Below are 18910 nucleotides of genomic sequence, written 5' to 3'. Positions count from 1 at the left end.
TGGGCTTTGTCGTTTCCGCAGGTTTTGTCGCGGGCTGTTCGGTCACCTGGCAGTTCCAAGCATCTCGTTCAGCAAGCGGGCCAGTTCATCGGCCTGTACCGGCTTCTGGATCACCAGGCTGCCCGGCAACTCCAGCCCCTGCAATTCTGCATAACCGGTTAGCAGTACCACCGGCAGGTGCGGGTACCGCTCGCGTGCCGCCAGTGCCAGTTGCGCACCGTTGAACTCGGGCATGGCGAAATCGCTCAGTAGCAGGTCGATCTGCTCATCCAGCAAGGCCAAGGCCTGTTCGCCACTGTGCGCCTGGCGCACCTGGTAGCCGTACTGGCGCAACACATCGCCGAGCATGTCGCGTACCAGATGGTCGTCATCCACCAGCAGCACGGTGCGATTACGGCCGCTTTCGCTTATCGAGTGGCTGAACAGCGACGGCACCGGTTCGTTGACGGCTTCACCCTTGACTGCCGGCAGATACACGGCCACCTGCGTACCACGCCCAGGCGTGGTGTCGATGCGCACGCCACCCCCGGACTGTTTGGCGAAGCCGAATACCTGGGCCAGGCCCAGGCCCGAGCCCTTGCCGATATCCTTGGTGGTGAAGAACGGCTCGAATACCTTGGCCAGCACCTCTTCACTCATGCCGCAGCCGGTATCGCGGATGCTCAGCATCACGTACTCGCCAGGGTCCGGGTCTTCCGGGCGCTGCGGGCGGGCGTCGATCCGGGTGTTGCGGGTCGACAGCGTCAGTTGGCCGCCGTCGGGCATGGCATCGCGGGCATTGATCGCCAGGTTGAGAATGATCATTTCGGTCTGGGTCGGGTCGGTCAGCGCCTGCCACAGGGTTGGTTCCAGGTCCAGGCGCACCGAGACATTGCCGCCCAAGGTGCGGCGCAGCAACTCTTCCAGGCCGGCCAGGGTGCGGTTGAGGTTCAGCGCCACCGGTTCCAGGCGCTGGCGGCGGGAGAAAGCCAGCAACTGCGAGGTCAGCTTGGCGCCGCGCTCGCCGGCTTCGCGGATGTGCGTGAGCCGCGCACGGGCTTTTTCAACGTCGGCTTTGGCCAGGTCGCGCTCGAGGAAGCTGGCACCGGTGAGGATTACCGTCAGCAGGTTGTTGAAGTCGTGAGCCACACCGGCGGTCAGCTGGCCGACCGCTTCCAGCCGCTGCATCTGCTGCAGCGCGGCCTCGATACGTTCGCGCTCGGCGATCTGCTCGCGCAGGCGGGCGTTGGCTTCGGCCAGGCCCAGGGCGGCTTCGCGCTCGCTGGTGATGTCGCGCGCCACCACGTACAGCAGGGTGTCTTCCGGCACCACCACCCACGACAACCAGCGTTGCTGGCCACCGGCATCCAGGATACGCCCGACAAAGCGGGCGCTGGTGCGGCCATGGGCGAGGGCGGCCAGTTCGGTGAGCAGCAGCTCCTGGTCGGGCTCGGGCAGCAGGTGCAGCAAGGACGACTGGCTCAGGCGTTCGCGGGACAAGCCCAGGCTGGCTTCCCAGGCGGGGTTCAGCGCGACTGGGGTCAGGTCCTTGTTGAGCACGGCCAGCAAGTCCTGCGACAGCTCCCAGGCACGGTCGCGTTCGCGGGTGCGGCGCTCGACCCTTTCACCCAGCATCTCGTTGAGTTGGTGCAGTGCCTGGTTGGCCAGGCGCTGGGCGTGGATGTCTTGCAGCACCCCGGAAAAACGCACGCACTTTCCGTCGACGAACTGGCTCTGGCCGCTGCTGAGCAGCCAGCGCGGTTCCAGGCCAGCGGGTTGGGCGATGCGGAATTCGACCCGATACAGGCCGCCACTTTCCGGGCACATGGCGTGCTCCACCGCCTCGCGCACCTGCGGCAGGTCGTCGGGGTAGATGCCGGCGTAAAACACCTCGAGGCTCATTTCGGTATCGGCGGGCAGGCCGAACAGGGTCTTGCAGCGGTCATCCCACAACAACAGGCCTTCTTGCGGGCGCATGTCCCAGGTGCCCATGCCGGCAGCGTCGATGGCAATGCGTGCACGTGCCTCGACGTCGGCCAGGGCTTCTTCGGCGCGGCGTCGGCGCTGGCGCTCCTGCACTTCGGTCAGGGCCCGGCGTACGGCCTTGGGCAGCAGCGGCAGGTTCTTCTTGAGTACATAGTCGGTGGCGCCCAGGCGGATCATTTCCACCGCATGTTCTTCGCCATAGATGCCAGACAGGAAGATGAACGGAATGTCCGGTGCCAGGCGCTGGGCGATGGCCAGCACTTCGGTGCCGGACGAGCCCGGCAGCACGCAGTCGCACAGGATCAGGTCGTAGCGGGCCTCGATCAGGGCTTGCTCGACACCGGCATGGTCGAACACCAGTTGCGCCTGCACTTGCAGCCCGCTGCGCTCCAGGCGCATCAGGGTCAGTTCGGCGTCCATCGAGTTGTCTTCGACCATCAGCAGTTTCAGCGGCGTTGGCTGCATCGTCGCGGGCACCTCAGATGCTGCCACGCCGGTTCAGGCGCAGCGAGCCGGGTGGCGGTTCGTTGAGTACCGCCCAGAACACCCCCAGGTCGGAAATGGCGGCGACGAATTCCTTGAACTCCACCGGCTTGACCACGTACGCGTTCACCCCCAGCTCGTAGGCGCGCAGCAGGTCGGGCTCCTCGCGCGAGGACGTCAGCATCACCGTCGGGATGCTGCGCAGCTCGGCAGTGGCGCGCACTTCCTTCAGCACCTCCAGGCCGTCGACCTTTGGCAGTTTCAGGTCCAGCAGCAACACGGCGGGGTTGCCATCGTCACGTTCGGCATAGGCATTGCGCCGAAGCAGGTAGTCGAGTGCTTCGGCACCGTCACGCAGCACGATGACCTCGTTGGCCAACTGGCTGCGCTCCAGCGCCAGGAGCGTCAGCTCCAGGTCCCGTGGGTTGTCTTCGACCAGCAGGATGGGTTTGAGCATGATGGTAGCGGTGCCTCAGGTAGTCGCGGGGTGGCGCGGGAGGGTGAAGTGGAAGGTTGCACCCTGGCCAACCTTGCCATGGGCCCAGACCCGGCCGTCATGGCGTTCGATGATGCGACGCACGCTGGCCAGGCCGATCCCGGTGCCTTCGAAGTCTTCCATGCGGTGCAGGCGCTGGAACACGCCGAACAGTTTGTTGGCGTAGGCCATGTCGAAGCCCACGCCGTTGTCGCGAATGCAGATCTCGGTTTCGCCCGGGTGTTGCACGGCGCTGATGCCGATGCGCGCCGGGGTGCGCCCACGTGTGTATTTGATCGCGTTGGCCAGCAGGTTGTGCAAGGCCATGTTGATGAACGCCGGGTCACCGACCACCTTGGGCAACTGGGCGATGTCCCAGACAATTTCGCGGTTTTGGTAGTCGGGCGCCAGTTCGCCGCGAATGGCCTCGACCAGGGCGTTGAGGTCGACCTCGGACAGGCGCAGGGCAGAGCGGCCCATTTGCGAGAAGTTGAGCAGGTTGTCGACCAGGCTTCCGGCAAAATGCGCGGCTTCCTCGATGTGTTGCAGAAAGCGCCTGCCGCGCTCGCTGAGGCCCTGGCCCTCGATTTCGCCGAGCAGTTCGGAGTAGCCGGCAATATGGCGCAGGGGCGCGCGCAGGTCATGGGACACGCTGTAGGAAAACGCTTCGAGCTCCTTGTTCGAGCGGCGCAGCTCCCCAGCCAGCTGCGCCAGTTCCTCGGCCTTGCGCAGGACAATGCCGAGCACTGCCGTGCGCAGCTCCTGCACGCCTTCGATGACCAGCGGGTGCCAGGGCTCGCAGTAGCCGCGCAGTTTTTCCTGCCAGCTTTCGAAACTGTGCCGCGGGTCGAGGTTGCCCTGCGGCCCGACCTGTTTGTTCGGCTGCCCGGCCCAGTTCACCGTGCGCACCTGCTCGGGGCGGAACCACAGCAGGTAGTGCGAGTGGATCTGCGAAATGGCCACTGCCAGCACACCGCCTGCATGGGCCGCGAGCTCGGGCAGTTCATCGATGTCGCGGCGCAGGTTGTCGCTGTGGAACACGCTCTCTTCGCCACGCTGGGAGAGCCAGTGCACCAGGGCGTTTACCTGCGCGGCCGGAGGGGTCTTGCCGATCAGGTCGCAACGTTCGGCGGATATGACCGCGGCACCTTGGGCGCCGGCGAAGGCCAGCAGTACTTCCGGCAAGTCGCGCAGGCCGTCGCCGACACTGTCATGGTCGGCCATGGACGAGATCATGCGCACGATGTGTTGGCGCAGCTCCAGCAACTGGCGAGTGTTGGCGTGGGACTCGCGCGACTCGATCTGCAGCGACAGCACACTGGCCAGCAGCTCGCAGGCGGTACGGGTGCGCAGGTCCACCGGGCGCGGCTGTTCGTGATGACAGGACACCAGCCCCCAGAGTTGCCCGTCGACCACGATCGACAGCGACATCGATGCCAGGGTACCCATGTTGCGCATGTACTGCAGGTGCACTGGCGACACGCTGCGCAGCGCGGCAAAGCTCAGGTCCAGCGGCTTGCCGGTGCGCGGGTTGGCAGCTGGCAGCAACGGCGAGGCCTGGTAGTTGGCGTCCTCGATCACGCGGATGCGGTTGATTCGGTACAGCTCGCGCGCCTGGCGCGGTATGTCCGAAGCGGGGAAACACAGGCCCAGGTAGCTCGGGTAGCCCGGGTCGGCCACCTCGGCCAGCACCTGGCCGTTGCCTTCGGCATCGAAGCGATAGGCCTTGACCCTGCCAAAGCCGGTGATGCGCTTGAGCTGCAGCACGGTTTGCTGCAGCAGTTCCTCGAGGCTGCCGGCCTGGTGCAGGCGGCCTACGAAGCTGCGCACCAGCGGGTAGTAGTCGCCTTGCCCGGCAAGGTCCGCCGGCAGGCGAGGGGGTTCGAATTCGGCGATCAGCACCTGGTCGTGACGATGCACCAGCAGGTGCAGGTTGCCGCGGCAAGGCGCGTCCTGGCGCAGGTACACATCGCTGATGTGGAACGGAAAGACCTCGTCCTGTGGCAGGCGGGCCAGGTGCAGGCGCAGGTCGAAGGCACCGCTGACCAGTTCGGAGAAGTCGCGACCTATCAGTTCACTGGCCGGTATGCCCAGCCAGTGTTCGACATTCTCACTGGCCTGGAGTACCCGCATGTCGGTTTCGTCCAGCACCAGCAGGAAACCGTGGGGCTGGATGCTGCCAGGCAGCTGGATCGGCTCCTGGGCGCAGCGCTCGAGGGCTTGGGTGAGCGTGCTGTCTGCAATCATCTATGAAAACGCTCCTGTCGTGTCCTTCCATGCATGCCGCATGAGTCTAGGCAGGATGAAGGGGATACACCCTAACAGAATATCGGCCCGGATAACGGCCTTTGGCCATTTGAGGAGAATCTCGGCGATGCGTTCTGTGTCGTGCGGCTATTTTTTTCAGGTGGTAGCGCTTTTTGGCTAATACAAAAAAATGGCTCGATGCCAGCAGCGTGATGCCACTCCGCTGCTACGCTCAGGTCAGCAGACATCGACAAGGATAATTAGGTGACGGAGCGCTACCTGGCCGCCCTGTTGGGCCTTATGTTGAGCAGCAGCGCCATGGCGGCGGACTTCCTGGTGGAGGTGCGGGTGCTGGTGCAGCGCGGCTGCATGCTGGTCAACCAGCCCCGCGATGCCGGGGCACAGGCGCTGGGGCGCATAGACCTGGGCGCTGCTGCACGGCTGGATGGCCCTGGCGCGCCGCTCACCGGCGCGCTGTTGAGCCAGCGCCCGCCACGCCTGGAATGCAATCCCCACACCCCCTATCAGGTCCGCGTCGACGGTGGTCAGCATGGCGGCGTCGGCGATTTGCGCTTCCTGGCCAGTGACGATGCCACGGCCCGGCCCATCCCGTATCGCCTTTACCGCGACGCTGCCTGGCGCGAACCGCTGGCGGTGAATGTGGCGCATTCGGCGCGGGTGCCGGACAGCGGTTCGGTCGAGCTGCCGTTGTATGCACGGATCGACAAGCTGGCCTGGGTACCGCCTGCAGGCCTGTACGCTGACCTGCTCAAAGTCACCGTCAGCTGGTAGGGATGCCACCATGCACAAGGACGCGACGCCATGAACCGTACCTCGATCCTGCTGCTTTCCCTGGGCCCGCTGCTGGTGCCCGGTGGTGCCGCGCATGGCACCAGCACCGGTTTCATCCAGGCGCGGCTGGTTATCAGCACCGCTTGCCAGATCAGCAGCAACGAGACGCAACCGGCAACGGTGGGTAACCCCGGCCTGATGGACTTCGGCGAGCGCGGACCGAACTGGGACCAGCCGCTGCGCAGCCGGGTTGATGATGTGAGCGGCGAGGGCAGCCTGCAGATCAGCTGCACGCCCGAGGTGCGGGCGTTCAACGTGCGCATCAACGGCGGCCTGAATGGCAGCGACGGCATACGGCGCCTGAGCAACGGCCGCGAGCTGATCCCCTATCAACTGGCGATCGACCCAGGCGGTAACAGCCGCTACGGCATCGGCCAGCCGCGTGCCTTCACCATCAGCAGTACCCGGCAGATACCGATCCCCATCTACGGTGTGGTAGTGGCGCAACCGCGCGCGCTGCCGGCCGGGCTGTACCGTGACACCCTGAGGGTGACCCTGGACTGGTAACGACACAAGGAGATTTCGATGCGAACGAACCTTCCACGCTGCATCCTTGCCGGCCTGGGGCTGATGCTGGCTTCCCAGGCGCAGGCCGCCACGACCGGAACCATCGACTCGACGCTGACCTTGACCGCGGCGTGCCAGGTCAATGGCAGCTCGGGCACTTCGGGGGTGAACTTCGGCGCCCTGGACTTCGGTACTCGCGATGCCCTGTTCGCCAGCGCAGACGCCCAGGTGATCGGCGGCGGAGGAGGGGCGATCAGCATTCTCTGCTCGGCCGGCACGGTACCGGTGATCCGCGTGGGGGCAGGCGTCCATGATGGCCAGTCGACCGGGGGCAGCCGTGCGCTGGCGGATGGCGCCGGCAACTTCGTGCCGTACGACTTCTACACCGATTCCGGCCGCACGCAGGTGTTGGCCATCAACGGCACCATCACCTTGCCGATCAGCAGCGGTACGGCCCAGACCGTCAACCTGTATGGCCAGGCACGCGGCAAGGCCGGCCTGCCGGCGGGGGTGTACACCGACACAGTGTCCGTCGAGCTGTCGTTCTGAACCATGCGCAGCTGGCTGGCGGGCAGCCTGAGCGGCCTCGGCGTGCTGCTGGCCGCGCCTCTGGATGCGGCGACCACCAGCAGCTTCCAGGTGACGGCGCAGATCGTTGCCGGGTGCCTGGTGGTGGGCGGTGTGAGCAGCTTCGGGACGCTCGACTACGGTTCGCAATCGGCGCTGGCCAGCGGAGTCATCGGCACCTCGTTGGGCGGCAGCACGGTGACCTTCCAGTGCACCCCGGGGGTGGCCTTGAGCATGAGCGTGGATGGCGGGCAGAACAGTGCCAGTGGCACACGCAACCTCAAGCGTACGGGCGGCACGCAGGTGCTGGCCTACCAGTTGTACCGGGACGCGGCCTACAGCCAGAGCCTGGGGATCGGCCAGAGCGTGGCCGTGAGCTACACCGACCCGACGGCGATCAAGCTGCCGGTGTACGGGCGGGTCCAGCTGACCGGCACGCAGCCGGCGGGGACCTACACCGATGTGGTGCAAGTGACGGTGACCTGGTGAATGCACCGGCACCAACGACCGGTATTCAAGGAGAGCTTCATGGGGGCAGGCGCGAAGTGGGCGCGTGGATTGATCGGAGCATTGTGGCTGGCGAGCCTGCCGGCCGGGGCGGCCACCTCGGTGCTGATCTGGCCGATCGACCCGGTGCTGGAGGCTGACCAGAAGGCCGGCGCACTGTGGCTGGAAAACCGCGGCACGGCACCGGCCAACCTGCAGGTGCGGGTGTTCGCCTGGCGCCAGGGTGACTATCAGGAACAGTACCAGGCGCAGCGCGAGATCATTGGCAGCCCGCCGGTGGCCAACATCGCCCCCGGGCAGAAGCAACTGATCCGCCTGACCCGCACCGGCCCCTCGCCAGTCGGCCAGGAGCAGGCCTACCGCATCATCATCGACGAAATTCCGCCCGCCATCCCCGTCGACAAGGCCGAGCCCGGCACCACCGCGGCGATCCGCCTGCAGATGCGCTACTCGGTACCCCTGTTCGTCTACGGCGAAGGCCTGTGGGGCAAGGCCGATCCCGCGGGCAAGCGAAATGCCGAGGGCGTCGGCAAGCCGCAACTCAGCTGGCGCGCGGTGACCGTGCAGGGCAAGCCGTACGTGGAGCTGCGCAACACCGGCGCGGTGCATGCGCGGCTGACCGATGTGGTGGTGCAGCAGGGCAGCCAGAGCAAGCCACTGGCCGAGGGCCTGCTGGGCTATGTGCTGCCGGGGGCCAGCATGCGCTGGCCGGCACCGCTGGCACCGAGTGCCGGCAGTGTGCTGAAGGGGAGGGTAAACGGCCAGAGCAGCGCGGACGCCATCCGCCAAAGCCAATGAGCCTGCGCCTGAATGCCGCGCAGGGGCCAGGGAGGACCCGGCAATGGTTGGAAACCGTGTGTGAGGGGGCTGACCGCGAGGACGCACCGCTGGTGCCTGGGGCTGGCCCTGATCGGCCCTGGCCTGGTGCTGGCCGACGACCTGCCGCCACCACCCACGGAGCTGTCCGCGATCGCCGATGCCACGTTGTACCTCGAGCTGCTGGTGAACCAGATGCCCAGGGCTGAACTGGTGCCGGTGCAGCAGCGCGCCGGGCAGTTGTACCTGGACAGCGAGGTGTTGCGGGCGGCCGGCGTCTCCCTGCCAGGCAACCCGCAGGGCGAGGTGGCCCTGGAGGCCATCGCCGGGCTGCACGCCGACTACGACAGCCAGAACCAGCGCCTGCTGCTGCAAGTGCCGCCGGCCTGGCTGCCCGACCAGCAGCTGGGCGACCGCAACCTGTACCCGGCCAGCGATGCGCGCAGCAGTTTCGGCGCCTTGTTCAACTACGACCTGTACCTGAACGACACCGATGACGGCGGCAGCTACCTGGCGGCCTGGAACGAACTGCGTCTGTTCGACAGCTGGGGTACGTTCTCCAGCACCGGGCAATGGCGCCAGTCGTTCAATGGTGCGCCGACCGACGACACGCGCCAGGGCTTCTTGCGCTACGACACCACCTGGCGCTTCACCGACGAGCAGCGCCTGCTGACCTACGAAGCCGGTGACCTGATAACCGGGGCCTTGCCCTGGACCAGCTCGGTGCGGGTCGGTGGCCTGCAGTTGTCGCGCGATTTCGCTGCGCGCCCCGACCTGGTCACCTATCCGCTGCCGGCGTTCTCCGGTGAGGCGGCGGTACCGACCTCGCTGGACCTGTTCATCAATGGCTACAAGTCCAGCACCAGCGAATTGCAGCCGGGCCCCTACACGTTGACCAACGTGCCGTTCATCAACGGCGCCGGGGAGGCGGTGGTGGTTACCACCGATGCCCTTGGCCGGCAGGTGTCGACCACCTTGCCGTTCTACGTCACCAGCAGCCTGCTGCAGCAGGGCCTGAGCGACTATTCGGTGGCAGCCGGCAGCCTGCGCCGTGACTACGGGGTGCGCGATTTTGCCTACGGCCCAGGGGTTGCTTCGGCCAGCCTGCGCTACGGGGTCAGCGACATCTTCACCCTGGAGACCCATGCCGAAAGCGCCGAATCGCTGATGCTGGGCGGCCTGGGCGGCAACATGCGGCTGGGCAACTTCGGCGTGCTCAACGCGGCCCTGGCGCAGAGCCGGTTCGACGGCGACCAGGGCCACCAGGTCGCCCTCGGTTACCAGTACAACAGCCAGCGCATCGGCTTCAGCTACCAGCGCCTGCAACGCCATGGCGACTATGCCGACCTGACCCGGGTCGACAGCCGGGACATACAGCTGAGCCAGCGCAGCGAACAGGTCACGTTGAGCCTGAACCTGAACGAATACGGCAACATCGGCGCCGGCTATTTCGATGTGCGCGCCGGCGACGGTGCACGAACCCGGTTGATCAACCTGAGCTACAGCAGGCCGCTGTGGGGCAACAGCAGCGTGTATCTGTCGGCCAACCGTGAAGTGGGGGACAGCCAGTGGGCGGTGCAGGCGCAACTGGTGATCCCGTTCGACCTGCACGGCACCCTGGCCTTGGGCATGGAGCGCAGCCAGCAAGGCGAAAGCCTGCAGCGGGTCAACTACAGCCGCGCGACGCCGGTGGGTGGTGGTGTCGGTTACAACCTGGGCTACGCCGCCGGTAGCGAGCGCGATGCCTACCGCCAGGCCGATGTCACCTGGCGCCTGCAGTCGGTGCAGTTGCAGGCCGGTGTGTATGGCAGCAGTGGCGAGATGACCCGCTGGGCCGACGCCAGTGGTTCGCTGGTGTGGATGGATGCCGGGCTGTTCGCTGCCAACCGCATCGACGATGCCTTCGTGGTGGTCAGCACCGGTGGTTACGCCGATGTGCCTGTGCGCTATGAAAACCAGGAGGTCGGCCGCACCGATGCCGGTGGCCACCTGCTGGTGCCGTACAGCAGCGGTTACTACCGCGGCAAGTACGAGATCGACCCCATGGACTTGCCGCCGGACATCCTCGCGCCGGAAGTGGAGCAGCGGGTGGCGGTGCGCCGGGGCAGCGGCTACCTGCTGGAGTTCCCGCTCAGGCGCGTGCTGGCGGCCAGTGTCGAACTGGTGGACGCCGACCGGCAGGTGCTCAAGCTGGGCAGCCGTGTCACCCATGCAGAAAGCGGCAGCCAGGCGGTGGTCGGTTGGGATGGCCTGGTGTATCTGGAGAACCTGGCGCCGCATAACCGCCTGCAGGTGGAGCTGGAAGGGGGCGGGCAGTGCCAGGTGGCGTTCGACCTGCCTGAAGCACAAGGTTCGATCCCTTTGATCGGCCCGTTGGTGTGCAAGTGAAGGCCTGCTGGCGTGGTTTGTGGGCATGCGCCTTGTTGTTGTGGGCGGGCTCGGCCTGGGCCAAGTGCACGTCAGTGCTGACTACGCCGGCGGCGTTTGGTTCGCTCAACTCGACCCAGGTACGTGGCGCGGTACAGACAGCTTCCAGTACCAACTCGGGCCTGCAATGCAACGGTTCGGTGATCAGCGTGCTCAGCAGCACCGACTCCTTCAAGATCAAGGTCACCTCTACCACCAGCGGGCTGGTAGGCCCTACCGGGGATGTGATCCCCTACACGCTGTATGCCGACGCCACGACCACCTATCCGATTACCCGTGGCACCGCCTTCGAATTCAGGACCACCGGCATCCTCGACTTGCTCGGGTTGCTCAACGGTACACCGAAGAACGTGCCCATCTACATGCGCACGCAGGTAGGCAGCAACGTATCGGCCGGGTTGTATCAGGAAACCCTCACTGTCGAATGGACCTGGGACTATTGCGACGGGATTGGTGTTGGCGGGCTTTGCATAGGGCGAGACCAGGGCACTGGTACCAAGACCCTGCTGGTGAGCATGACGGTGACCAACGACTGCCAGATCACCACACCCAGCATCAATTTCGCCAGCGCGCCGGTGGTGGCGGGGTTCGGCACGGTGAGCCAGAGCCTGAGCGTGTCGTGCACCAAGGGCAGCAACTACACCGTGGGCCTGGATGACGGGCAGAACGTGGCCAATGGGCGGCGGCGGATGAAGTCGGCGGCCAACAACTACCTGGCCTATGACATTTTCAAGGGCGCCGGTGCGGTGCGCTGGGGTTCGGTAGGGGCTGCGCGACGGGCCAGTGCCGATGCCGATGTGAACCCCGGCACGGGGACCGGCACCGGTAGCCAGGTGTTCAACTACAACGCCAAGGTTTACACCGACCAGGCTACACCCCCGGCTGCGACCTATACCGACAGCGTGCTTCTGGATGTGCAGTTCTGAGCGCAGGATTGCTATCGGCCGAGGGACCTTGTGGGAGCGGGCGTGCCCGCGAACACCGGCGAAGCCGGTGCCATACACCGCGTTGGATTCTTCGCGGGCACGCCCGCTCCCACAGGCTCAGCGCAAATCGCCAACCATCTTCGCCAGTGTCTCCAGCACCGCCCCGGCCAACGCTTTCGAGCGCGCCCCCGACCACCCGGTGACGGCATCCGGCGCGTCGTCATGGTCCTTGAACGGCATTTCCAGAGTCAGTGACAGGCAGTCATGCGCCATCCCCACCGCATTGCAGGCCAGCGTCGTGTTGGCTTGCCCCGGTTCGTCGCGGGTGTAGCCATGCACGGTCTGGAAGTCGCGGGTCAGGCTGCACAGGGTGCTGCGGAACTGCTCTTCCAGCTTGGCCAGACGCGGCGTGTAGCCGGGGTTGCCCTCGCAGGCCGCGGTGAACACATGGGGAATCTCCTCGTCGCCATGTACGTCGATGAACGCATCCACGCCGTATTGCTTCATCTGCGCCTGGGCGAAGAACACCTCGGGGCTGAGCTCGACGCTGGCGTCCTGCCAGGCACGGTTGAGGTCCTTGCCCTTGAAGTTGGTGCGCAGGTGGCCGAGGAAGGCGCCGTCGGGGTTCATGTTGGGGATCAGGTACAGGTCGGCCTTGGCCAGCAACTGCCGGATCACCGCGTCGTTGGCCTGCAGACGGTCGATCACGCCCTCCATGAACCATTCGGCCATGTGTTCGCCCGGGTGTTGCTGGGCAATCAGCCACAGCTTGCGCTTGCCTGCGGCGCCATCGCCGGCACGCAGCAGGGGAATGTCGCGGCCCTGTACGCTGCGGCCACTGGCGAGCAATTCGACCCCCGGCAGTTGCCGTGCACGCTCGATCAGCTGGTTGTGGCGCGCGCGCGGGTAGGGCTCGAAGTAGGCGAACCAGATGTGCGGCTGTTCGGCCTTTACCTCGAACGACAGCGCCGTGCCGTCGAACTGGCTGGGGACGCGAAACCAGGTTTGCTGGTCGTAGGAGGCCACGGCGTTGTAGCCGCTCCAGGCGTTCTTGTAGGAGGAACCGGAGGCGTTGTCGAGGCTGAAGCGATGGATCTGGCCCGGCGTCAGCCCGCTGACCTTGAAGTGGAACCACTGGTAGTGGCCGCTGTGGGTGTCCGGGCGGATGGCCAGGTGCACCCGGGCCGGGTTACTGGCATCCAGCACCTGGATGTTGCCGGAGTCGAAATCGCAGTCGATCTGCAGGGGGGACAGCGTCACGGTCATGTACCGGGCTCCTTCTGGGGCTTTGTTGTGAGGGTACTGTACACGGCTTGACAGGGTTGCTGTGCGAGATCAGCAACGCGTGGGCGATATCATACGTTTCCTACAGGCTATTTGAAGAACTGACTCGGCGTGATACCGAACTGGCGCTTGAACATGCTGGCGAAGGCACTTGGGCTGTCATACCCCAGCGTCCCCGCCACATCGATGATCCGCTCGCCCAGGGCAATCCGCTCCAGTGCCTGCATCAGCCGCGCCTGCTGGCGCCACTGGCCGAAGGTCATGCCGGTTTCCTTGCGGAACAGGCGCTGGATGGTCTTTTCGTCCACCCCCAGCTGCTGGCCCCAGTCGGCCACGGTGGCGTTATCGTCAGGCCGCTCGTGCAGCGCGGCGCAGATTGCCTGCAGGCGCTTGTCGCCGGGCTGCGACAGCTTCAGCGGCAAGGTCGGCAGCACGCAGATCTCGTCGAGGATCAGGCGCATCACCCGGGCTTCACGCGAGTCCTCGGCAAACGGCGCGGTAAAACCTACGGAGGCCTTGATCAGTTCGCTGAGCAACGGCGAGATGCTGATAGCCTTGCTCTGCACGGGCAACTGCACCGCCGCGTCGGTGCGCACGAACACACTGCGCATCTTCACATCGCCCACGCAGCGGATCGCGTGCACCTGGCCGCAGGGCATCCATACGCCGCGGCTGGGTGGCACGGTCCAGCGTTCGTTACCGGACTCGACGATCATCAGGCCTTTGATGGCATAGATCAGTTGGTGCTTGGCATGGCTGTGGGGCTCGATGAACCAGTCGGTCGGGTAGTCCGTCGCACGGCTGCCCACCTCCCAGCTCCACTCATCCACCTCCACCAGCAATTCGTGCTGCGGCTTCAGCATTTCGACCTCTTGTACGGGCAGCCTGGCACGCCCACTTTAACAGCAGCGGCTGGGGCGGGCTTGCGAGCGGGTTGCCGGCAGCAGCGCGGTGGCCAACCCCAGCAGCGGCAGGAACGAGATGACCTGGTACACCCACTCGATGCCATGCCGGTCGGCCAGTTCGCCGAGCCCGGCGGCGCCGATGCCGCTGATACCGAACATCAACCCGAACATCACCCCCGACACCATGCCGACCCGGCCCGGCACGGCCTCCTGGGCGTACACCACCAGGGCGGCGAAGGCCGAGGACATCACCAGGCCGATGGCCACCGCCAGTACTGCCGTCCAGGCCAGGTTGGCGTAGGGCAGGGCGAGGGCGAAGGGCGCCACGCCGAGGAACGAGACCCAGATCACCGCCTTGCGCCCGATACGGTCACCCACCGGGCCACCGGCGAAGGTGCCCAGGGCCACGGCCGCGAGGAACACGAACAGGTACAGCTGGCTGTGCTGCACGCTCAGGCCGAAATGCTCGATCAGGTAGAAGGTGAAGTAGTTGGTGAACGAGGCGATGTAGACGAACTTGGCGAACATCAGCACGGCGATAACCGCCACGGCGCGCCACATGGCGCCACGCGACAGGCCGGGGGCCTGCTGGCCGGCGAAGGACTTGAGCCGGGTCTGGCCGTGGCGCACGGTCCAGCCGGTCACCCGCAGCAGCACGAATACCGCCAGCGCGGCGGCCAGCATGAACCAGGCAATGGCCGGTTGGCCGTGCGGAATGACGATGGCAGCCGTCAGCAGCGGGCCGAGGGCCGAGCCGGTGTTGCCACCGACCTGGAAGGTCGATTGCGCGGTGCCGAAGCGCCCACCGGAGGCCATCCTGGCCACTCGCGAGGCTTCGGGGTGGAAGGTCGCCGAGCCCACGCCGACCACCGCCGCGGCTACCAGCAGCATTTCATAGCTGCTGGCGAAGGCGAGCAGGGCGATGCCCACCAGCGTCACCAGCATGCCGGCCGGCAGCAGGTAGGGTTGCGGGTGCTTGTCGGTGTACAGGCCGACCCAGGGTTGCAGCAGGGACGCGGTCACCTGGTAGATCAGGGCGATCCAGCCGATCTGGGCAAAGCTCAGCGCGAAATCGCTCTTGAGCATCGGGTAGATGGATGGCAGCACGGCCTGGATCAGGTCGTTGAGCAGATGGGCGAATGCGGCAGCGCCGACGATGCGGACCAGAAAGCCCTGGGGTTGGTCGGCAGGTGTGGTGGCGGCCATGGAGGCGGTGGAGGTCGTCATGGGCGATCTTCTTCTGGCGAAAGGGAACAAGGCATTTGCCGAAGAAGGGTAGCCAGTGCCCGGTTTGCCTGTCTCACGCCGAACAGGCAGCCACTGTCGCGTTTCGGACATATCCATCGAGGCTGCGGCTTTATTGGGGCTGCTTTGCAGCCCTTCGCGGGCACGCCCGCTCCCACCGGAACCGCGTACTTCCTGAGCTCAGCGCGACACCTGTGGGAGCGGGCGTGCCCGCGAAGGGCCGCAAAGCGGCCCCAATTTCACTGACCCTGCCGCGCCACCCAGCGCAGCAATGCTGCAATCGGTACGCTGCGGTGAGCCTCGTGCCGGTAGGGCTTGCCTTCGGCGGTAAAGCGTTCGCGATAGCGGCTCAGCACCAGGCTCCGGCCATCGGCCGAAACCCGGGCCTCCAGTTCATGCAGCAAAAGCGGTTGCCGGGCAGCGCCTTCCAGGCGCCTGAACAGCAGCACGGCGGCTTGGGCATCATTCTTCACGGGCACCCCCTGCACAATCCACTGGCCACTCCCCCGGCTCGCCGGCCTTGCCTTCTGCCACCCGGTTGCTGCGCCGCTGCGCGGTATAGTCACGCAGCGCAAGGTAGTAGTCAGGCCAGGTGCGCAGCAGGTCGGTCAATGGCAGTGCTTCGGCCCGTGCATCGACGATGCCGCCGGCCGTGGCTACGTTGCCCATGGTTTCGACGGTATCGCTGTTGCCGCCAAACGGGTCCAGTGCCAGGCCCAGCAGCGTGCCGCTGGCATCGCGCAGGTTGTGGGTGCCCAGCAGCGGCAGCTCGACGATGGGGCCTGCGGCGATGTTCCACACCCCGAAGGTCTGGCCAAAGTCCGAGCGATGCTGGCTTAGCCCCATCTTGCCAGACACGTCGACCAGCCCCGCCACACCCAGGGTGGTGTTGAAGATGAAGCGGCTGAGGCTGGTCATCGCCCGTTCGCCATTGCCCTGCAGCAAGTCGTTGACGAACACCTTGGGCTCACCGAAGTTGCTGGCAAAGTTGTGCATGCCCTGTTGGGCAAAACCGGGCAGCGCGGTGTAGCCCCGGGCGACGGGGGCCAGCAGATAGTCATCGACCGTGCGGTTGAAGGCGAATACGGCGCGGTTGGCGGGCTCGGCCGGGTCACTGACCTGATAGGCGACATTGCCGCAGGCCGCCGTGGCCGGTGCACGTTGGCTGCAGCCTCCCGCCGCAAGCAGCGACAAGGCCAGCGCGGCTGAGCGCGCTGAGCGGGAGGCGGATGATGAACGGGACATAGATACATTCCTGGCAAGAACTGGCGGCGATGCTGCGCAGTTTTCTTTGCCTGGGAATGTCCGGATTGTCTCGGCGTCGACACTTTGTTTCCGGGTTGAAATATATGACGGCTGCGTGGGGATGGCCTTAAAGTACGGCTTGGTAACCTTGTTTTGCGGTGCTTTTTTGTGAGCCATTTGCTGATAGTCGACGATGATGTCGAGGTGCTCGACCTGCTGCAGAAATTTCTCTGCCAGCATGGCTACGAGGTTGATGTGGCCAAGGATGGCAAGGCGCTGTGGCAGGCCGTCGAGCGGCGGGTGCCGGACCTGGTCATTCTGGATGTGATGCTGCCTGGCGACAGTGGCCTGGTGCTGTGCCAGCGCCTGCTGGCCGAGCACAAGGTGGCAGTGATCATGCTCACCGCGATGGGCGAGTTGAGTGACCGGGTGGTTGGCCTGGAGCTGGGGGCAGACGACTACCTGACCAAACCGTTCGCCGCCCGTGAACTGCTGGCCCGGGTGAGGGCAGTGCTGCGCCGTGCCGGTGAAGCGGCCGGTGGCACGGCGGGCCATGCCTGCGCGACCCTGGAGTTTGCCGGCTGGCGGCTGGATGTGGTGCGGCGCGAGCTGCGTTCGCCGGACAACGTCATGATCCCCTTGTCCAACGGTGAGTTCGAGTTGCTGCTGGTGTTCGCCGAGCATCCGCGGCGGGTGCTCAGCCGCCAGCAGTTGCTGGACATGGCTCGTGGCGATGCTTACGACGCCTATGACCGCAGCATTGACGTCCAGGTGAGCCGGCTGCGCCGCAAGCTTGAAACCGACAATGGCAACGAGCCCTTGATCCGTACCCTGCGCAACGCCGGTTACCTGTTCACGCCCACGGTCGCGAAGCGATGAAGCTGCTGGCCAGGGTTCGCCAGGCCCTGCCACGGCCCAGGATCACCATTGCCCGCTGGATCGCGCTGACCACCCTGACGGCGATGCTGTTCCTGCTGCTGCTCAAGGGGTTGTTCAGCCTGTTGCTGAGTGTCTGGGCGCAGCCACCGCTGCTGGAGAGCGGGGTGATCGAGAAGGTTGCAGCGGTCACCCGCATCCTCGATGCCGCGCCCATGGCGCAGCGTGCCAACATCGCCAGTGCGGCGGGCGACGGCTCATATTCCGTGCGCTGGCTGCGCCGCCATGACGAAGCGGGCGTGCCGGTGCTGGTCGATGCCGAGTTCAGCGAGGGCACGCCTATCCTGCGCGCACTGCTAAAGCGCCCGGATGCCAGGGTGGAGGCTTTCGAACCGTCCGACATGCCGGAGTACGCACCTGAACGTGGCTATGCGCTGATGATCGAGCTGAGCGACAAGTCCTGGGTGCTGTTCCGTGCCACCAGCCGTAGCTGGGGCCTGGATGAACTGCCGCGCAACCTGATCATCCTCGGCCTGATGCTGGTTTCCAGCCTTGCCGTCGCGCTGCTGGCCACGCGTTACCTGGCCAAGCCGCTGGAACGCTTTGCCGAAGGTGCGCGGCGTTTTGGCAAGGACTTCAACGCCCCGCCCATTCCGGTGGTCGGCCCGCACGACCTGCGCCAGGCCATTCTTGCGTTCAATGCCACCCAGGCGCAGCTCAAGCATTTTCTCAACGACCGCACCCAGATGCTTGCGGCCATTTCCCATGACTTGCGTGCACCGCTGACGCGCATGCGCTTGCGCGCCGAATTCATCGACGACGCCCAGCTACAGGCCAAGTTGTTCAAGGACGTCGACGAGATGCAGGCGATGGTCGATGCGGCGTTGGAGTTCTTCCGTGATGACGCACGGCTGGAACAGACGACCGTGTTCGACCTGGGCGAGTTGCTGCTGACCGTGGTGGACGATTTCAAGGACGCGGGGGTCGAGGTCGGCCTCAGCGGGCCGCGCCGCTGTGTGTACACGGGGCGGCCCGTGGGTATCAAGCGCGTGCTGGTCAACTTGATCGACAATGCAGCGAAATACGGCTGTGAGCCAACGGTGGTGCTGGCGGTAAGCGCCAGGCAGATCGAGATTACCGTGCTGGATCGCGGGCCGGGCATCGCGCCGGAGCTGCATGAGCAGGTATTCGCGCCGTTCTACCGTATCGAAGGTTCACGCAACCGCAATACCGGTGGCGTTGGTTTGGGCCTGCCCGCAGCACGGGCCATCGTGCTGGAGCAGGGGGGCAGCGTGACCCTGGGCAACCGCCCGGGTGGCGGGCTGGAAGTCAGGGTCATGCTGCCGCAGGGCTGATCAGAGCCCCAGTTCGCTGAGCCCGGGGTGATCATCCGGGCGCCGGCCCAACGGCCAGCGGAACTTGCGCTCGGCTTCGTTGATAGGGTGCTCGTTGATGCTCGAATGACGGTTCTGCATCAGCCCGTCCTCGGCAAAATTGCAGTGCGTGGAACAATTGAGACCGCTCGAGATGGGGCAACTGTCTTGCTCAAATCTGAAAGCTTGCGCAATCCCTGTGGGAGCGGC

Annotated in this window: 17 protein-coding genes and 1 pseudogene; 9 read left to right on the top strand and 9 right to left on the bottom strand. The window is 65.6% G+C overall.

The window, feature by feature from the left end:
* Positions 1-42 precede the first annotated feature (42 nt).
* Genes CAG44_RS11015 through CAG44_RS11005 form a run of 3 tightly spaced genes read right to left on the bottom strand, consistent with a single transcriptional unit; the run spans position 43 to position 5170 of the window.
* Positions 43-2430: a response regulator gene (locus CAG44_RS11015; protein ID WP_085692137.1), complete on the bottom strand. Its 2388-nt coding sequence runs from the start codon at positions 2428-2430 to the stop codon at positions 43-45.
* A gap of 13 nt (positions 2431-2443) precedes the next feature.
* Positions 2444-2905 carry a response regulator gene (locus CAG44_RS11010; RefSeq protein ID WP_015269730.1) on the bottom strand — a complete coding sequence of 154 codons (462 nt, stop codon included), beginning with the start codon at positions 2903-2905 and terminating at the stop codon, positions 2444-2446.
* Positions 2906-2920: 15 nt separating this feature from the next.
* Positions 2921-5170, bottom strand: a complete 2250-nt coding sequence (locus tag CAG44_RS11005; protein ID WP_085692136.1) for an ATP-binding protein — start codon at positions 5168-5170, stop codon at positions 2921-2923.
* A 264-nt stretch (positions 5171-5434) separates the two neighbouring features.
* On the opposite strand from CAG44_RS11005, the gene CAG44_RS11000 reads away from it, so the two are divergent.
* The 7 genes from CAG44_RS11000 to CAG44_RS10970 are packed head-to-tail and all read left to right on the top strand — an operon-like array spanning position 5435 to position 11772.
* The gene (locus tag CAG44_RS11000) at positions 5435-5962 is read left to right on the top strand and encodes a spore coat U domain-containing protein (protein ID WP_085692135.1); all 528 of its coding nucleotides are present in this window, start codon (positions 5435-5437) and stop codon (positions 5960-5962) included.
* Between the two features lie 30 nt (positions 5963-5992).
* The gene (locus tag CAG44_RS10995) at positions 5993-6529 is read left to right on the top strand and encodes a spore coat U domain-containing protein (RefSeq protein ID WP_085692134.1); all 537 of its coding nucleotides are present in this window, start codon (positions 5993-5995) and stop codon (positions 6527-6529) included.
* Between the two features lie 18 nt (positions 6530-6547).
* On the top strand, positions 6548-7078 hold the full coding sequence (locus tag CAG44_RS10990) for a spore coat U domain-containing protein (RefSeq protein WP_085692133.1): 531 nt from the start codon (positions 6548-6550) through the stop codon (positions 7076-7078).
* 3 nt (positions 7079-7081) lie between these two features.
* Positions 7082-7585 carry a spore coat U domain-containing protein gene (locus tag CAG44_RS10985; RefSeq protein WP_085592943.1) on the top strand — a complete coding sequence of 168 codons (504 nt, stop codon included), beginning with the start codon at positions 7082-7084 and terminating at the stop codon, positions 7583-7585.
* Positions 7586-7624: 39 nt separating this feature from the next.
* Positions 7625-8401, top strand: coding sequence for a molecular chaperone (locus CAG44_RS10980; protein WP_085692132.1), 777 nt, complete (start codon positions 7625-7627; stop codon positions 8399-8401).
* 12 nt (positions 8402-8413) lie between these two features.
* Positions 8414-10807 carry a fimbria/pilus outer membrane usher protein gene (locus CAG44_RS10975; RefSeq protein WP_371858547.1) on the top strand — a complete coding sequence of 798 codons (2394 nt, stop codon included), beginning with the start codon at positions 8414-8416 and terminating at the stop codon, positions 10805-10807.
* Positions 10804-11772 carry a spore coat U domain-containing protein gene (locus CAG44_RS10970; RefSeq protein WP_085592945.1) on the top strand — a complete coding sequence of 323 codons (969 nt, stop codon included), beginning with the start codon at positions 10804-10806 and terminating at the stop codon, positions 11770-11772. The genes CAG44_RS10975 and CAG44_RS10970 overlap by 4 nt, the downstream gene beginning before the upstream one ends.
* 117 nt (positions 11773-11889) lie before the next feature.
* Here CAG44_RS10970 and CAG44_RS10960 read toward each other — a convergent pair whose 3' ends face one another.
* From CAG44_RS10960 to CAG44_RS10935, 5 genes are all read right to left on the bottom strand, one after another.
* Positions 11890-13038, bottom strand: coding sequence for a M14-type cytosolic carboxypeptidase (locus tag CAG44_RS10960; protein ID WP_085692131.1), 1149 nt, complete (start codon positions 13036-13038; stop codon positions 11890-11892).
* Positions 13039-13145: 107 nt separating this feature from the next.
* Entirely contained in the window at positions 13146-13919 is a 774-nt protein-coding gene (locus CAG44_RS10955) for a helix-turn-helix domain-containing protein (protein WP_025338469.1), read from the bottom strand.
* A gap of 36 nt (positions 13920-13955) precedes the next feature.
* On the bottom strand, positions 13956-15188 hold the full coding sequence (locus tag CAG44_RS10950) for an MFS transporter (RefSeq protein ID WP_085617563.1): 1233 nt from the start codon (positions 15186-15188) through the stop codon (positions 13956-13958).
* Between the two features lie 257 nt (positions 15189-15445).
* The gene (locus tag CAG44_RS10940) at positions 15446-15679 is read right to left on the bottom strand and encodes a hypothetical protein (RefSeq protein ID WP_085692130.1); all 234 of its coding nucleotides are present in this window, start codon (positions 15677-15679) and stop codon (positions 15446-15448) included.
* Entirely contained in the window at positions 15669-16451 is a 783-nt protein-coding gene (locus CAG44_RS10935; RefSeq protein ID WP_085692129.1) for a VacJ family lipoprotein, read from the bottom strand. The genes CAG44_RS10940 and CAG44_RS10935 overlap by 11 nt, the downstream gene beginning before the upstream one ends.
* Positions 16452-16619: 168 nt before the next feature.
* Here CAG44_RS10935 and CAG44_RS10930 point away from each other — a divergent pair, with 168 nt between their 5' ends.
* Both CAG44_RS10930 and CAG44_RS10925 read left to right on the top strand, forming a co-directional pair.
* Complete coding sequence (locus CAG44_RS10930) at positions 16620-17330, top strand: response regulator (protein ID WP_085592953.1); 711 nt, start codon at positions 16620-16622, stop codon at positions 17328-17330.
* Entirely contained in the window at positions 17327-18682 is a 1356-nt protein-coding gene (locus tag CAG44_RS10925; RefSeq protein ID WP_085592955.1) for an ATP-binding protein, read from the top strand. Before CAG44_RS10930 ends, CAG44_RS10925 begins: the two co-directional genes overlap by 4 nt.
* Here the strand turns inward: CAG44_RS10925 and CAG44_RS27805 are convergent.
* Positions 18683-18820: pseudogene (locus CAG44_RS27805) on the bottom strand (DUF1348 family protein); the annotation flags it as partial. It abuts the gene before it with no gap.
* Between the last annotated feature and the right edge of the window lie 90 nt (positions 18821-18910).

The sequence above is a fragment of the Pseudomonas sp. B13(2017) genome, from assembly GCF_002113245.1.
Taxonomy (GTDB): domain Bacteria; phylum Pseudomonadota; class Gammaproteobacteria; order Pseudomonadales; family Pseudomonadaceae; genus Aquipseudomonas; species Aquipseudomonas putida_Z.
The sequence above is the reverse complement of the archived record's forward strand: the minus strand, read 5'-3'. Positions and strand labels throughout refer to the sequence as shown.